The 15831-nt window shown below is 63.5% G+C and carries 17 protein-coding genes; 8 read left to right on the top strand and 9 right to left on the bottom strand.

The window, feature by feature from the left end; genetic code table 11:
- Positions 1–21: 21 nt before the first annotated feature.
- Together P3C39_RS04305 and P3C39_RS04300 are read left to right on the top strand one after the other, a co-directional pair.
- Positions 22–1500, top strand: a complete 1479-nt coding sequence (locus tag P3C39_RS04305; protein WP_275952745.1) for an esterase-like activity of phytase family protein — start codon at positions 22–24, stop codon at positions 1498–1500.
- Between the two features lie 175 nt (positions 1501–1675).
- Complete coding sequence (locus P3C39_RS04300; RefSeq protein ID WP_244506837.1) at positions 1676–3136, top strand: MATE family efflux transporter; 1461 nt, start codon at positions 1676–1678, stop codon at positions 3134–3136.
- 34 nt (positions 3137–3170) lie between these two features.
- On the opposite strand, the gene P3C39_RS04295 is transcribed toward P3C39_RS04300, so the two are convergent.
- A complete protein-coding gene (locus P3C39_RS04295) occupies positions 3171–4385 on the bottom strand; it encodes an MFS transporter (RefSeq protein ID WP_275952744.1) in 1215 nt (404 codons plus the stop codon).
- A 184-nt stretch (positions 4386–4569) separates the two neighbouring features.
- Complete coding sequence (locus P3C39_RS04290; protein ID WP_275952743.1) at positions 4570–4971, bottom strand: SH3 domain-containing protein; 402 nt, start codon at positions 4969–4971, stop codon at positions 4570–4572.
- Between the two features lie 240 nt (positions 4972–5211).
- Between P3C39_RS04290 and P3C39_RS04285 the strand changes: the two genes are divergently transcribed.
- A complete protein-coding gene (locus P3C39_RS04285) occupies positions 5212–5787 on the top strand; it encodes a TMEM175 family protein (RefSeq protein ID WP_013530981.1) in 576 nt (191 codons plus the stop codon).
- Positions 5788–5840: 53 nt separating this feature from the next.
- On the opposite strand, the gene P3C39_RS04280 is transcribed toward P3C39_RS04285, so the two are convergent.
- Entirely contained in the window at positions 5841–6122 is a 282-nt protein-coding gene (locus P3C39_RS04280) for a hypothetical protein (protein WP_027160626.1), read from the bottom strand.
- Between the two features lie 163 nt (positions 6123–6285).
- Here P3C39_RS04280 and P3C39_RS04275 point away from each other — a divergent pair, with 163 nt between their 5' ends.
- Positions 6286–7152 (top strand): SDR family NAD(P)-dependent oxidoreductase, encoded by an 867-nt coding sequence (locus P3C39_RS04275; RefSeq protein WP_275952742.1) that lies wholly within the window; start codon positions 6286–6288, stop codon positions 7150–7152.
- Between the two features lie 3 nt (positions 7153–7155).
- Here the strand turns inward: P3C39_RS04275 and P3C39_RS04270 are convergent, their stop codons facing one another.
- Entirely contained in the window at positions 7156–7581 is a 426-nt protein-coding gene (locus tag P3C39_RS04270; RefSeq protein ID WP_013530978.1) for a low affinity iron permease family protein, read from the bottom strand.
- Between the two features lie 262 nt (positions 7582–7843).
- On the opposite strand from P3C39_RS04270, the gene P3C39_RS04265 reads away from it, so the two are divergent.
- Entirely contained in the window at positions 7844–9091 is a 1248-nt protein-coding gene (locus P3C39_RS04265) for a hypothetical protein (RefSeq protein WP_275952741.1), read from the top strand.
- A gap of 105 nt (positions 9092–9196) precedes the next feature.
- Here P3C39_RS04265 and P3C39_RS04260 read toward each other — a convergent pair whose 3' ends face one another.
- The 3 genes from P3C39_RS04260 to P3C39_RS04250 form a co-directional block, all read right to left on the bottom strand.
- Positions 9197–9490 (bottom strand): hypothetical protein, encoded by a 294-nt coding sequence (locus tag P3C39_RS04260; RefSeq protein WP_013530976.1) that lies wholly within the window; start codon positions 9488–9490, stop codon positions 9197–9199.
- 190 nt (positions 9491–9680) lie between these two features.
- Entirely contained in the window at positions 9681–10322 is a 642-nt protein-coding gene (locus P3C39_RS04255) for a DapH/DapD/GlmU-related protein (RefSeq protein WP_275952740.1), read from the bottom strand.
- Positions 10323–10460: 138 nt separating this feature from the next.
- Complete coding sequence (locus tag P3C39_RS04250; RefSeq protein WP_024501452.1) at positions 10461–10979, bottom strand: CreA family protein; 519 nt, start codon at positions 10977–10979, stop codon at positions 10461–10463.
- A gap of 188 nt (positions 10980–11167) precedes the next feature.
- Between P3C39_RS04250 and P3C39_RS04245 the strand changes: the two genes are divergently transcribed.
- The 3 genes from P3C39_RS04245 (at position 11168) to P3C39_RS04235 (ending at position 14611) form a co-directional block, all read left to right on the top strand.
- Positions 11168–11746 carry an SCO family protein gene (locus P3C39_RS04245; RefSeq protein ID WP_013530973.1) on the top strand — a complete coding sequence of 193 codons (579 nt, stop codon included), beginning with the start codon at positions 11168–11170 and terminating at the stop codon, positions 11744–11746.
- 10 nt (positions 11747–11756) lie between these two features.
- Positions 11757–12629, top strand: coding sequence for a 50S ribosomal protein L11 methyltransferase (locus P3C39_RS04240; protein ID WP_013530972.1), 873 nt, complete (start codon positions 11757–11759; stop codon positions 12627–12629).
- 137 nt (positions 12630–12766) lie between these two features.
- Positions 12767–14611 (top strand): aminopeptidase P family protein, encoded by a 1845-nt coding sequence (locus tag P3C39_RS04235; RefSeq protein WP_275952738.1) that lies wholly within the window; start codon positions 12767–12769, stop codon positions 14609–14611.
- Positions 14612–14794: 183 nt separating this feature from the next.
- Here the strand turns inward: P3C39_RS04235 and P3C39_RS04230 are convergent, their stop codons facing one another.
- Together P3C39_RS04230 and P3C39_RS04225 are read right to left on the bottom strand one after the other, a co-directional pair.
- Positions 14795–15091, bottom strand: coding sequence for an AzlD family protein (locus P3C39_RS04230; RefSeq protein ID WP_013530970.1), 297 nt, complete (start codon positions 15089–15091; stop codon positions 14795–14797).
- Positions 15088–15816 carry an AzlC family ABC transporter permease gene (locus P3C39_RS04225; protein ID WP_013530969.1) on the bottom strand — a complete coding sequence of 243 codons (729 nt, stop codon included), beginning with the start codon at positions 15814–15816 and terminating at the stop codon, positions 15088–15090. Before P3C39_RS04225 ends, P3C39_RS04230 begins: the two co-directional genes overlap by 4 nt.
- Positions 15817–15831: the final 15 nt, after the last annotated feature.

The raw sequence follows: 15831 nt of genomic DNA, 5'->3' as shown, positions 1-15831 counted from the left end.
CCGTCACAAAGAGGATTATCCATGAAGCACCTGTATCGACCCGCGTCGCTTGGCGTCGCGCTGGCCTTGTTCACCGCCTTGGCGCCGGCGCTCGCCGACAGCACCGCGACCGTCGGCGGCCTCGTCAACAAGGGGCTGGTCGGCGTCGGCCGCATCCCGGCCGCTCAGCGCGACAAGTTCGGCGAGACCTTCGGCTCGGGTTCCGGCATGGCGATCGACGCATCAGGCTGGACGCATGACACCGCCGGCTACAGGGGTTCGCTCTGGCTGTTGCCGGACCGTGGCTACAATGTCGTCGGCACCACCGACTACCGGCCGCGCCTCAACACGATCGCCATCGAATTTGCTCCGGTCGCACCGGGCGCGGCACCTGCTGCCGGCCAGGAGCAGACGGGCGTCAAGGCAACGCTCGCCGACACCATGCTTCTCACCGACGACAAGGGGGCTGATGCCACAGGCCTCGACCCGCTCAACGGCGTGCGCGCGGCAAGCGGCGACATGCCGATCCTGCCGCAAGCCGACAATGGCAAGCTGGCGCTCGACAACGAGGCGATCGTGCGGCTGCCCGATGGTTCGATGTTCATCTCCGACGAATACGGCCCGAACATCTATCGGTTTTCCGCCGACGGGCATCTGCTGTCGGCAACCCAGCCATCGGCCGCCTTCGTGCCGATGCGCCACGGCACGCCGAACTTCGCCTCGGACAATCCGGGACCCGGTGCCGCCGAGCCCGATCCGAAGGACCCCGAGACCGGCCGCCAGAACAACCAGGGCCTGGAGGGAATGGCGATGACGCCGGACGGCAAGTTCCTGATCGCGGTGCTGCAATCGGCGCCCCGGCAGGATGGCGGCGATTCGCCCGCGACGCGCCAGAACACGCGTGCGCTGGTCTATGACGCGTCCGACCTCGCCCACCTCAAACTGGCGCATGAGTATGTCGTGCCGTTGCCGGTGTTCAAGGATGCCAAGGGCAAGACCAAGATCGCCGCGCAGAGCGAGATCGTGGCGCTCTCCGACAAGACCTTCCTGATGCTGGCGCGCGACAGCGGCAACGGCCAGGGGCTGAAGGGCGACACCTCGCTGGTGCGCCAGATCTTCGTCGTCGACGTCTCGGCCGCGACCGACATCGCCGGCGGCGCCTTCGATGCCGCCGACAAGCCGCTGGCGCCCAAGGGCGTGCTCGACCCGTCGGTGATGCCGGCCAAGCTGACGCCGTTCATCGACATCAACGACAAGGGCGAACTCGGCCGCTTCGGCCTGCACAATGGCGCGCCGAACGACAAGAACAACCTGTCGGAGAAGTGGGAGGCGATGTCGGTGGTCAGCGTTCTCGATCCGAAGCTGCCCGACGACTACTTCCTGTTCGTCGCCAACGACAACGACTTCCTCGCCCAGGACGGTTTTCAGGTCGGCGCACCCTACAAGGCGGAAGACGGCGCCGATGTCGACACCATGTTCCTGGTCTATCAGGTCACGCTGCCGGGTCTCGCCGGGAAGTAACGGCCACTGCACGGGCGGGCGCGCTTGGCGCGCCCGCTGGGCTCGCGGCAGGCATGAACGGGGCAGCGGCCTTTCAGCCGCGCGTTCGCAAGGGTGCATCTCGGTCCCGCCTGCGATATCATCGTGGACTGGATCCAAATCACCATCCGCCGAGTTGCCCGCCATGGACGAAAAAATGCCCGCGCGCCGGCGCACCGGCGACCTGACCAGCGGCCCGATCCCGCGCACGCTTCTGCTGTTCGCCCTGCCGGTGCTCGGCTCCAACGTGCTGCAGTCGCTCAACGGCTCGATCAACGCCGTCTGGGTCGGCCGTTTTCTCGGCGAATCGGCGCTGACCGCCACCTCTAACGCCAACCTCGTCCTGTTCCTGATCCTCGGCACTGTGTTCGGCATCGGCATGGCGGCCACCATCCTGGTGGCCCAGTCGGTCGGTGCCCGCGACCTGCCCGAGGCGCGCCGCATTGTCGGCACCAGCGCGACGTTCTTCTTCCTCGTCTCGGTTGTCTTCGCGGTCTGCGGCTGGATCTGGGTTGACGCCATTCTCAACACGCTCGGCACACCGGCCGACGCCTTGCCGCTGGCGCGCTCCTATCTGCGCATCATCTTCGTCGCCGTGCCGATGATGAACCTTCTGTCCTTCGTCATGACCGTGCTGCGCGGTGCCGGCGATTCACGCACCCCCTTCTTCTTCATGGCGCTGGCCGTCGTCCTCGACATCGTGCTCAACCCATTGCTCATCGCCGGCATCGGACCGTTTCCCGAACTCGGCATCGCGGGCTCCGCCACGTCCACGCTGATCGGCCAGACGGTTAGCGTGATCGCCATCCTGATCGTGCTCTATGTGCGCAAGCATCCGCTGCGGCTGGCCGGCGCCAACCTCGCTCTGCTGCGGCCCGATCCCACCTTGCTGCGCATCGTCGTCTTCAAGGGCGTGCCGATGGGCCTGCAGATGATCGTCATTTCGGCGGCGGCACTGACGGTGATGGGCATCGTCAATTCCTACGGCTCACAGGTCGCCGCCGCCTACGGCATCGCCGCCCAGCTGTGGACCTACATCCAGATGCCGGCGCTCGCCATCGGCGCCGCGGTGTCCTCGATGGCGGCACAGAATGTCGGCGCCGGGCGCTGGGACCGGATCGGCCGCATCGCCGCCTCAGGCGTCGGCTTCAACCTCGTCCTGACCGGCGCACTGGTTGCCGTGCTGTCGGTTTTCGACCGTTCGGTGCTGAGCCTGTTCCTGAGCCGCGACAGCGCGGCGATCGACATCGCCGTCCACATCAACAATGTCGCCTCGTGGTCGTTCATCCTGTTCGGCATAACCATCGTGCTGTTTGCCACCGTACGAGCCACGGGTGCCGTGATGCCGCCGCTGATCATCCTGGTCATTTCGGTGCTGGTCGTGCGCACCGGCTTTGCCTATTTCATGCGTGGCGTGATCGGCGAGGAAGCGTTGTGGTGGAGCTTCCCGGCGGGTTCGATCAGCTCGCTTGTACTGGCGGCGGCCTACTATCGTTTCGGCCGCTGGCGCACCACGCACATGATCGAGGACAGGCCGGCCGCCGGCGAGCCGCCGGACACCGGTCTTGGCGTGCCGCGCGGACGCGCGCATCTTTCGCCTGAAACACCGAACGGCTGAAGCCAACCCGGTTCCGCTGGACCGCTCCAGGCCCTCAACGCCGTTGTTGTTTCAGCCCAAAAGCCAGCGCCACCAACGCAAACACCACGATCATGCCGGCGAACGCCAGGCTGGCAGCGACGGGACTGGCATAGGTCGAAACGATGCCGATGCCGATGACGGGCAAGGCGTTGCCGACAAAGCAGCAGATGAAGAAGCTGGACACCACTTCGGCGCGACGATCCTTGGGCGCGATCTCGTTCACCACTTGCAGGCCGCCACGGTAACCAAGCGCCGCCGCAACGCCGCAACAGGCCGTCGCAGCAACCATCAGTGCCATCGAGGCCAATATCTGCGCCGCCACCACCAACAAGACGCTTGGGATCATCAATGCCAGCGCAGCCAGCATCGCCTTATTGCTCTTCATGTGCATCAGAACGACAATGCTGATCGCGGTGACGATCGCCAGCTCGAAGAACAGCGCGCCGGCGACGGCATGGTTGGTCTCATGCAGCTGCTGCGCCAGGATGCTCGGCGCCAACGCGGCGTAGAACCCGACCAGCGCCATCGCGCCGAAGCCGGTCACCGCCGGCGCGACGAAGCGCGCACGGATTTCCTCCGGGACGGAAAGTCGCGGCCGCAAGGAGATCCGCCCGAGGCCGCCGCCCGGCTTCGCCACCGTTTCGCGAGTGCGCCAGACCAGGATCGTCACCACCACAAGTGCTGCCAGATAGACGATGAAGATCAGCCGCAACGGCCATGGCTCGTATTCAGCCAGAAATCCCGAAATCAGTGCGCCGAGGCCGAGGCCGAGGAAATTGGTGCTGGTGGCAATCACACTGGCGCGCGACTTGTCCGCGCCGGGAAGAAGCTCGGCAATCCACGCGGTTCCGGTCCCCGCGCCGACGCCGATGCCAAGCCCGCTCAGGATGCGGGCGACGTCGAGCGAGACGACGTTTACGGCAAACAGGAAGACAAGCGCACTGACGATGGCGACGAGCATGGCCGCCAGGCTCGCGGGCCGGCGTCCGACAATATCGGAGACGCTGCCCAACATCAGAAGTGCCGCCAGATTGCCGACGACATACACGGCGTAGATCAGCGTCAGGGTGATTTGTGAAAAGCCGAATTGCTGCTTGTAGACGATGTAGAGCGGCGTCAGCACCGTGCTGCCGGCAAACAGCACCGCAATCATCGCGGCGACGGTGGGGATTGCGAGAGCATCGCCACCTGCCCCTTCGTGCGTATGCGCAAAATCGCGAATGGCCATGGCCAACCTCGTCACCAATTTCGGGGATCGAGGATCTAACGCGGTTTCATCCACGACGTTCCAACCGACAGGCAGGCTCCTGACAGCACGGTGGACATTGCTTGAGCGGGATGTCCGCCGGCTGAACAGGCTCGGATCGGGGCCAGCGGCTCCGATCCGTCATCTATCGTTCAACCGGTCGGCGTTACCTGCAAGCAAAGCCGGGCGCGATCTTGCACTTGCCGGGACGCGGCCTGTGCGGCGGCCGATGGTGCGGAGGACGGTGCGGCTTGTGCCAGTGTGGCGGCCGATGCGGCGGACGCACGATGATGATTGGCGGGCGAACGATCTGGGAGCGTTCAAGATAACCGGCGCTGGCCCAGCCGCTCACGCCGCCGCCATGGATTCTACACCAGCCCGGCTGGCAGCCGGTGACATTGACCCTGAAGCCGGCGGGCAGCGTTCCCACCCTGGCGTATCCCGCTCCCGGCCCGCTGCGGACGTTGAGGTTGGTCGAGGTGTGAGCGCTGTAGGCGAAGGCCGCGGCGGACGTCCCGAACACCGCGGCCAGGATGGTCGCGGCCACAAGCAGAAAACGAAATCTCATCGGTCCCCTCCATTCGAATCCCGGCCGTTCACCTGCTTCGGCCAAGATTGCCCTGCAAGAGGAGCGGCCAAGCCAAGAAAAGTCAACAGGTGGGTGGCCGTAACAGTCCTGGCCAGCGGGACTGATGCCGGATTTTCCTTGGACATGGTTGAGGAATTTCGCGGTTGCCATTTATTGGCTCCTCAACATCCGCTAGCGTTACTCTCTTTCGACAATTCATCGCGGGCAAAGGTGGCATCCATGGGCAAAGGCAGGGTCGAGGCATTCACCGATGGCGTCGTGGCTATCATCATCACCATCATGGTGCTTGAGTTGAAAGTGCCGCATGGCGAGGATTTCTCCGCCTTGGTGCCGTTGTGGCCGATCTTCTTCTGCTATGTGCTGTCCTTCATCAATGTCGGCATCTACTGGAACAATCTGCACAACATGTTCCACACCGTTCAGCGGGTCGACGGGCGCGTGCTGTGGGCGAACCTCAATCTGCTGTTCTGGCTGTCGCTGATGCCGGTGACCACAGCCTTCATGGGCGAGAACCACTTTGCGCCGGTGCCGGTAGCAGTCTATGGTACCGACCTCGCGCTATGCGCCATCGCCTACACCATACTCGCCGCCGCGCTGCATCGCCTGCACGGCAATGATACCGCCTTTGCCAAGGCGCTGGGTAATGACCGCAAGGGGAAGCTCTCGCTGGCTGTCTATATCGTGGCCGTCGTGCTGACCTTCGTCAGCCAGTGGATCGGCGTCGCGCTCTATGTGCTGGTCGCGATGATATGGCTCGTACCGGATAGGCGCTTTGCGCGGGTGATCGAAAAGTAGCTGTCTTCACACATTTTCAAGGCAGAGCGCCGCACGGCTTTCCCAGAGTTGCCCTACTTGCGCATCGCTTTCAGTTTTTCCGCCACCGATGCGGCGAGGTCGGCATAGAGCTCCTCCAGCCGTTCCGCGGCCTTGATGATCGAGAAATCATGGCCGAATTTTTCCAGCGCCATGCGCAGTTTCTCGACGAACTCGGCTTGTTTCTCCAGCGCGGAGAAGAGTGTCTTCACCTGCGCTTCGCTGATGTCGGGATTGGCCAGCATCTGCGGCACCTCGCGGCCCATCTGGTCGCCAATGGCGGTCTGCTCCTTCAGAATTGCAACCCAGTCCGTCAATCAGGAACCTCCGTTTGTCCCCAGGCCTAAATCTCTTTTGCGGGGACAAAGGGCAACATGCGCAGCCTCGGCCGGACTGGTCAACCCGACAAGACGAGCAGAGGCTTGCACCGGCCCGTTCCGGCGCTAAGTTCGGCGCCATCGAACAAGGAATCCATCGCCCATGATCACCGACGCCGAGATCCAGACCGCCCTGCCCGCGCTTGCTCCAGGCAATGCCGCCGTGATCACCGGCGCTGCCAGCGGCATCGGTCTGGCGGCCGCCAAGCGGCTTGCATTGCTAGGCATGAAGATCGTGCTGGCCGACATTGGCGGCGCGCGACTTGACGACGCCTCGCGCGCCGTTTCCGCGATTGCCGGCGACGGTGCCGTGCTTGCCGTCGCCGCCGACGTTTCGAAGGCGGATGAGATGGACCGTCTCGCCGAGAGGGCGTTCGGCGCCTTCGGCGGCGTGTCGCTGCTGATGAACAATGCCGGCGTGGGCGACAACCCCGGAAAGCCGTGGGAAAACCGCGATGCCTGGAAACGGCTGCTGGACATCAATTTCTGGGGCGTTGTGCATGGCGTGGAGGCCTTCGCGCCGCGCATGCTGGCCTCGGCCAGGCCGGGTCTGATCGTCAACACCGGCTCCAAGCAAGGCATCACCACGCCGCCCGGCAATCTTGCCTACAATGTCTCCAAGGCAGGAGTGAAAGCCTTCACGGAAGGCCTGGCGCACGCGTTGCGCAACGAACCCGGCGCCCATGTCGCTGCCCATCTGCTGATCCCCGGCTTCACCTTTACCGGTCTGACCGAGGGTGCGACGGAAAAACCGGCCGGCGCCTGGACCGGCGAACAGGTTGTGGATTTCATGCTGGAATCCCTGACCAGGGGAGATTTCTACATCCTGTGCCCGGACAATGAGGCGGCCCGGCCGCTGGATGAAAAGCGCATGGCCTGGGCGATCGGCGACATCATCGAGAACCGCCCCGCTTTGTCGCGCTGGCATCCGGACCACAAAGGCAGTTTCGCAGCCTTCATGAAAGGCTGATCTTCAGGCCGCTTGCTTTTTCGACCCGCGCTTCTGTGCCACGGCCTTCTTCGCCGCGATGTCGGCGATCTGTTCGTCATGCCGCTTTGCCGCACGCTCGCATTTGGCGCGGATTTCCTCGACTTCGGATTCGGTCAGATGCTCGATGCCGATGAAGTGGTTGTGGCCCTTGCCGACCCGGATCAGTTCGTCGAGCTTGGCCTGGATCGCCGCGCCGTCGCGGTTCTGAGTGTTCTGGATCAGGAAGACCATCAGGAAGGTGATGATGGTCGTGCCCGTGTTGATGACAAGTTGCCAAGTGTCCGAAAAGCCGAAGAACGGACCGCTCACCCCCCAGGCGATGATGATGAGGCAACAGACGGCGAATGTCGGCGGCAGGCCGGCTATGCGGGCGACCCAGTTGGCAACCTTGGTGAAATGCTTTTCCATCTATCGAAATCCTCGACGCTGCGGCGCGATGAGAAACAATCAGCGACCGCTTCAGGTTCCCGATGCGAACAAATACCTCAGGTACAATTGCCTACACGCATAGGGAGAATAGTCTGGAAAACACACCTTATGGGTTCAATGCCACAGTACTCCTGCAGGCAAGAGTGCCTGTTCCTTCCGCTTCACAGCGGTTTACCTCCAGCCCCTTCCGCTGCGCCACCCCCGCATGGCGGAAGGGGTTTCAGTCCGGAGAGCGCGGAGCATGGTTTCCCGAAAGCGCCGACCGGCAGAAGGACAGACGGTCGCTCCACTTTCCCGCAGATTGCTTGGCAGCGCCGGCCTAGGCCTGCTGATGGCCTGCGCGGCCGTGACCGCCAGGGCAGAACCATCAACAGCACCGGCTGCCGAAATAGCGACCGATCCGACAATCACCGGCAGTCTCGAAAGGCATTGGACCAACAACGCGCTGGACAGCGACCATGCGGCCAAGGACTGGTACACACTGTTGCGCGGTTCGCTGCAGCAGCAATGGGGCGACAACGACGCCAACGCGAAATTCAGCGCGGACTTCCAGGTAACGCATTACGACAAGACGTCGATCGAGGACGACCGCGGATTGTCGCTGTCGGCCGAGGCCTTCCGCCGGCTCGGCCCGGGCCTCGAACTGAGGGGATCGCTGAGCTATCGCGTCTCCAGCACCGGCGACAATCTGGATATCGGCCCGCTGACGCTGGGTACGCGCGAGTTCAAGCAGGTCTTCGGCGCCCAGACACAACTCGGCATCGACCTCGGCAACGCCACATCGCTGATCCTCGAGGCCGCCGACAGCTACGAAAAGCTCGGCGCGACGCATTTCCAGGAAGATCTTATCTTGCCGGCGAAGCTGCATGCCGACCGCAATCTCTTCCAGTTGGCGGCTCGGGTCACCCGGACAGTTGGCCAGCTTGCCTTCGGCGCGTCCGCGTCTGCGCTCTTCGCCAGCGTCGAGGAAATCGGTTACCCGCCGCTGTTCCTGTCGTTCAACGCCTATACGCTGCGCGCCGAGGCGGCCTACAAGGCCACCGATGGTTCGACGCTCGGCGTGGCGCTGGGTGCGCAGTTCCTGCGTGGCGCCGATAACATCTACCAGCGCTGGCGTCCGACCTGGCAAGTCACGTTCGGCAAGCCTCTGCCGCACGGCTTCGAGCTGCGCGGCACCTATTTCGGTCGCTATGAAACGTCCGAAACCGACGACCCCCTGGCTTCGTGGCTGCAGCGCGCGGAATTGGAACTGGGCATGAAGGTGCGCGAAAACCTCGGCATCGCTTCCGGCATCTTCTATGAGCTCAAGGACAATTTGCTCTACGAGAACCAGGAGCGCCGCAAGGGCGTCTATGCCGAAGCGACCTACAACGCGACCAAATCGATGGCCATTGTCGTTCGCGTCGACGTTTCCGAGACCTTCAAGACCGTGATCGACGAGCGCGAACACACGGTCGATGCATTTGTGGGCCTGCGGGCGAAGATCTAGCTCATTCCCGCGCTTGACTGGGTAGGCCCACAAGCGGAGGCAGGAGGGTGTTGAAGACCCTCCTGCCCACGACACGTGACATAAGGATGCCCGTGACTTTCCTGCTCAGTGACGGCCGCCCAGCTTGTAGCTGTTGCCGCCAAGGACATTGACGCCGATACCGCTGAGAACGCCGGTAAGGACGTTGGTCTTGTTGCCGTTCAGAATGCCCTGGACGACATTGCCGCTCAGGATGTTGTTGCCACTCAGGATGCCATTGAGCGCGGTCACCTGGCCGACACCGATGGACGGCGACACATTGATCAGGCTACCCGAGCTACCTCCCCAGCCGCCGGCATAGGCGCCGACAGTCGAGAACGAAACCATAGCAGCGGTGAGTACAAAAGCGAACTTCTTCATGACTTCTCTCCATTGTTGCTAGTAGTGTTTTCTTCGACTTCTTACGACTTACCCCCGAAACGAGTAGTGCATTTTGCCGAAAGTCTTGCAACCTTGGGGTGTTTAATTTCACGGATACAATCCGTTTTCCATTTCTTAACTTTAATATTTTACGTTAAGAAAATTGGTTACCGTCGACGTCTTGAGCTGGTCAGATGGCGTCGTTTTCCCAACGATCGAGGAATGCTTCGATCGGCATTGCCTGCATGTCGGGAACCGCTCTGGCGAGCTTTTCGACCGGCCAGTTCCACCAGGCGAGAGCTTCGATCCGCGCCGCGATATCCGGAGCGAAGCGTGGCCGGAGAGCCTTCGCCGGCACGCCGGCGACGATCGCGTAGGGCGGCACATCACGCGTCACCACTGCGTTGGCGCCAACCACCGCGCCATTGCCGATGGTGACCCCGGGCATGATCACCGCGCCGTGGCCGATCCAGACATCATGGCCGATGGTCACGGCTTTCGCCTGCCGCCGTTCGCGGAAGGCGGCATCGACGCCCAGCCAGCGAAAATACTCGTTCGGCCGGTAGCTGAGCTTGTGCTGGGTCAGCCGCTCTATGGGATGCTCCAGCGCATTGATGCGGCTGTTGGCGGCGATCGAGCAGAATTTGCCGATCGTCGTGTAGATCGCTTCCGAATGGCGTTCGAAATAGGAGAAGTCGCCGACGGTGACCTCGCGAAGCACCACCCGCTCGCCGATCGAGGCATAACGCCCAAGCTTGCACGCCTTCAACTCCGCGGTCGGATGGATGCGTGGCTCGGGGTCTTTCGGGACGAGATCTTCGGAACGGTCCATGCCGGCGGCTTTACCCCTAGGCGATTGGTCCCGCAAGCGGGGCCAATCGTCCGTCAGATCGTTTCCCGGCAAGGATTCGCCCAGGCGATTGGTCCCGCAAGCGGGGCCAATCGTGCGCCCGGGAAGGAACTGAATCGCCTATTGCGGCTTGCCTTTGCTCCACACCACGTTCTGGCCGTAGAGCGGCACGGTGGTGACCGACATTTTCGCCGAGCCGTTCTGCACCTGGCGCGAATGCGAGAGATAGATCAGCGTCTCGTTGGCCTTGTCGTAGATACGGTTCACCACCTGCTTCTTCCAGATCAGGCTGATGCCTTGCTTGAACACTTCCTCGCCGCCCTCGCTCATGTCGATGTCGCCGATGGTGATCGGGCCGGTCTGGCGGCAGGAGATCGAGGAATCGGACGGATCCTCGAACCAGTTGCCCTTGTGCAGGCGATCGATGATGCCGCGATCGAAATAGGAGACATGGCAGGTCACGCCCTCCACCTTGGGGTCCTTGATCGCCTCGACGATGATGTCGTTGCCGAGCCAGTCGACGCCGACCTTGCCGACTTCATCGGCCACAGCGGCCCCGGCACCTAGGACAACGCACGCGGCCAAGGCACCGCCGATCAGTCTTCGCCCAATCAGTCCGTGCCCAATCAGTCGTTGCAAGGGACCCTCCTGCGGTTCGAGTTGCCGGTCACAGGTGGGGCGAGCAGCCCGGCTTTGCAAGCACATAGGTCGACACCGCAGCGGTTGCGGCAACGCGGCACTTTGCCTGTGCGGGGCCAAACCGCTAAGACTGTCACACAGGCGCGGCATTGAGCCGGCGCGACGATTTCTGCAGACGGACTTTTCTGATGATGCGTTCTATCCTGGTCGGTATTCTCGTCCTGATGGCGGCCGGCATCGGCTGGCTGACCTTCGACTGGTATCGCGGCCACTATGGCGGCGAGCCATTCGGGGCCGCCTTTACTCTGGTCGACCAGAAAGGCGCGCCGATCACCGAAGCCGCCTTCCGGGGCCAGCCCAGCGTCGTCTTCTTCGGCTTCACCCATTGCCCCGAGGTCTGCCCGACCACGCTGTTCGAACTGGCCGGCTGGCTGAAGACGCTCGGCGACGACGGCAAGAACCTGCACGCCTATTTCGTATCGGTCGATCCGGAGCGCGACACGCCTGAGGTGATGAACGCCTATGTCAGCAATTTCTCCGACCGTATCGTCGGCATCACGGGCGCTCCGGACAAGGTCCATGCCATGGCCAAGTCGTTCGGCATCTATTGGAAGAAGGTCGACACTGGCGACGGCGACTACACGATGGATCATACCGCCTCGGTGCTGCTGCTCAACGCCAAGGGCGATTTTGCCGGCACAATCGCCTACGGCGAAAGCGCCGATACGGCCATCGCCAAGCTGAAGCGGCTGGCGGCGAAAGGCTGATTACCATTTCATGACCCAGACGCGCCTTTACTTCACCACCGGAAAGATCGAGTCCGTCAGCATTTTCGCGGCGCTTGAGGCGGCCTTCGAGGAAGAGGGGCTGCCGATCGCCGTCCTGGAGGTCGACGAGGACAAGGACATCCACGAAGTGTCGCTCTATGCCGATGGCGACGTCGATGCGGTCGAGACCCGCTTGAAGGACATCCTTGCCGGCCTTTCCCTGTCGAAGCCGATCGAGCGCGAGCCCCTGCCCGACATCGACTGGGTGGCGCATTCGCTGGAAGAGCTGAAGCCGGTGCGTGCCGGACGTTTCTTCGTCCACGGCGCACATGACCGCAGGAAACGCCACAGCGGCGAACTCGCCATCGAAATCGAAGCCGGCCTCGCCTTCGGCACCGGCCATCACGGCACCACCGCCGGCTGCCTGGAAATGCTGGAAAGAGTGGTCCGGCGCGAACACCCGCGCAATGCGCTCGACCTCGGCACCGGCAGCGCGGTACTGGCGATCGCCGTCGCCAAGCTGGCGCATATTCCGGTGCTGGCCACCGACATCGATCCGGTGGCGGTGCGGGTGGCTGCCGCCAATGCGCGGCTCAACCACGTCAAGGCACTGGTGGAAACAGCAACCGCGCCCGGCTTTCACCATCCGATCTTCGGCAAGCGCGCGCCCTTCGATCTGATCGTCGCCAACATATTGGCGCGGCCGCTGATGCGGCTGGCGCCGCAAATGGCCCATCATATCGCACTTGGCGGCTCGATCGTGCTGTCGGGCATCCTCGAGCGCCAGCGGGACGCGGTCATCTCGGCCTATGTCGGCCAGAATTTCCGCCATGTCAGAACCTTGCACCGCGAGGGCTGGGTGACGATCCACCTGAAGCACTAGACCGGCACCGACCGAGCCTGGACCAAATTCCCCCAGTTGTCAGTCCGGCGATGCTGTAGCAGGTTGCACGCAGCCGGAAATCGATTCCGATTTCCGCGACCGTACGTTACGGTTGCGCGGACTGCAGGAGGCCCACCATGTTCCAGACCTTCGATTCCGCGGGCGACCCGGCCGTCGGCAAACCGCGCGTGGCGCTGCTGCGCCAATGGCTTGAAGTTAACGGGCTGGACGGCTTCATCGTCCCGCGTGCCGACGAGCATCAGGGCGAATATGTCGCCGATCGTTCGGCGCGGCTGAAATGGCTGACCGGCTTCAGCGGCTCGGCCGGCGTCGCCATCGTCCTGCGCGACCGCGCCTTCGTCTTTGTCGACGGGCGCTACACGCTGCAGGTGCGCAGCGAGGTCGATCTCGACGTCTTTTCGATCGAAAGCCTGGTCGACAATCCGCCGGCTGTCTGGCTGAAAGACAATCTTGGCAAGGGCGCACGGCTCGGCTTCGATCCATGGCTGCACACGATCAGCGAGGTCAAGGCGCTGCAGGCCTCAGTCGACAAGAACGGCGCCGTACTGGTGCCGCTCGACAAGAACCCGATCGACATCATCTGGAAGGATCAGCCCGACGCGCCGGTGGCCCCGGTCGAGCTCCACCCGATCGGCTTTGCCGGCGAGCTCGCCAAGGACAAGCTGGCGCGGCTGGCGGCGGCGATCGCCAAGGACGGCGCCACCCATGCGGTGCTGACCGACCCCTCCTCCATCGCCTGGGCCTTCAACATCCGTGGCGGCGACGTGCCGCACACGCCGCTGGCGCTCGGCTTCGCCATCCTCGCCGCCGATGGGTCGCACCAGCTTTTCATGGATAAGCGCAAATTCTCGCGCCAGGTCGCCGCCTACCTCACCCAGCTCGCCGAGCCGCATGAGCCCGGCGAATTCGAAGCCGCGATCACAGCGCTTGCCAAGAGTGGCGCGAAAATCGCGCTCGACCCGGTGCTGGCGGCTGACCGGCTGCGCATGCTGGTCGAGGACAATGGCGGCGCCGTCATTGCAGCAGCAGATCCTGCCCGAATCCCGCGCGCCACCAAGAACCAGGCCGAGATCAACGGCTCGCGCGCCGCGCATCGGCGTGACGGTGCGGCCGTGGCGAAATTGCTGTGCTGGCTGGAGCGGCAAAAACCCGGCTCGATCGACGAGATCGCTGTCGTCACCAGGCTGGAGGAACAGCGCCGGCGGACCGGCGAGGAAACCCAGATGCCGCTGCGCGACGTCTCCTTCGACACCATTTCGGGCGCCGGCCCGAACGGCGCCATCATGCATTACCGCGTGTCGCGCGCCACCAGCCGCAAGCTGCAGGCCGGCGAGCTGTTCCTGCTCGATTCCGGCGCGCAGTATCAGGACGGCACTACCGACATCACCCGCACCGTGCCGATCGGCCAGCCGACGCAGGAGATGCGCGAACGCTTCACCCTGGTGCTGAAAGGCATGATCGGCATTTCCACCTTGCGCTTTCCCGCCGGCACGCGCGGCTCCGAGATCGATGCCGTCGCGCGCATGGCGCTGTGGAAGCACGGCTGCGACTTCGCCCACGGCACCGGCCATGGCGTCGGCTCGTATCTGGCCGTGCATGAAGGCCCGCAGCGTATCGCCCGCACCGGCACCGAAAAGCTGCTCGAAGGCATGATGCTGTCCAACGAGCCCGGCTACTACAAGGAAGGCTCCTACGGCATCCGCATCGAGAACCTGATCCTGGTGACGCCGGCGCAAGAGATCGAGGGCGGCGACATCGCCATGCACGGCTTCGAGACGCTGACGCTGGCGCCGATCGATACCAGGCTGGTGCAGTCGGACCTTCTGACGCGTGACGAGCTGCATTGGCTGGACTCGTACCACGCGCGCGTGCTGGCCGAAATCGGCCCGATGCTCGACGGCGAAACGCTGGCCTGGCTGGAGAAGGCCACCGCGCCGCTGCCGCACGACGCGAAGATCTGATTTTCTGAGGCGCCGAGGGCGTGGCGGAATTCAGGTCAGGACGAGCCGAAAACGATGGGTTCCGTGAACCGGAGCGGAGCGTACTTTTGGGTACGTGAGCTCAGTTCTACCGCGACGCGGTAGAACGGGGAAGCGCAGGAAGCCGCCGTTTGCAGGCCGTCATCACCTGAATATCGATACGCCCTACCCGACGAACTGCCGCGCCACGATCAATACCGCCGCGCCCGCCAAAAACATCGCCATCAACCCACCGCGCAGCGAAACCACGGCGGTGACCACCAGTGCGGCCCATTCCGCCGGGCCGGCGTTCAACAGCTCGGGCGCTACCAGCGTCGTCAGCACCGCCGCCGGCACGGCATTGAGGCCGGCCTCGACGCGGGGATGGATGGTATCGAAGCGCGATATCACCAGGTGCCCGCCGATGCGCGTCAGATAGGTCGCGATTGCGCCGGCGATAATGATCCAGAAGGTCGTGCTCATGGCCGTGCCTTTACGCCGCTATGGTGGGGAGGCAGGATGACCGCCAGCAGCACACCGGCAACAGCGCCAATCGAGACATGCCAGGGCGAGCCCACGGTCTTGTAGGCGATGATGGAGGCGGCAGCGCTGGCAATGACCACCGGCAGCCACAGAGGCCGCTTGCGGAAGCCCAGCACGAGACCGAGGAAATAGATCGGCAGCAGGAAATCGATGCCCAGCGCGTGCGTGTCGGGGATCAGCTTGCCGAACAGCGCACCAAGCGCGCTTTCGACGATCCAGAACAGATAGACAGGCAAGCCAAGTCCCAGATACCAGGCAAAGCCGACCGTCTGGCCGGATTGCGCCCTCGCCTCGGCCACCGCGAATTGCGGATCGGTGAGGATGAAATAGCCTAGTACCTGCTGGATGACAGGCCAGTGCGCGATGCGCCGGCCGATGCCGGCGGAATAGAGCACGTGGCGGAAATTGACGGCGAAGATCGACAGCACGATCAGCCACGGCGCCACATGCTGGCCGAACAGCTGGATGCCGACCATCTGGCTGGCGCCGCCATAGACCAGCGCACTCATCAGAAAGGCTTCCAGGACCGAGAAGCCATTGTCCACGGCCAGCGCGCCGAACAGCACCGCAAACGGCGCCGAGGCCACCACCACAGGCATCGACAGCCGCACGCCTTGCCAGAAATCGCTTCTGTCGCCGCTCTCGGAAATTACGTCCGTCGCCATCAACCACTCCTGATG

The sequence above is a fragment of the Mesorhizobium sp. XAP4 genome, assembly GCF_029269325.1.
Classification (GTDB): Bacteria; Pseudomonadota; Alphaproteobacteria; order Rhizobiales; family Rhizobiaceae; genus Mesorhizobium; species Mesorhizobium ciceri.
Note: the sequence above shows the minus strand (reverse complement) of the source record. Positions and strands in the feature narration are given on the sequence as shown.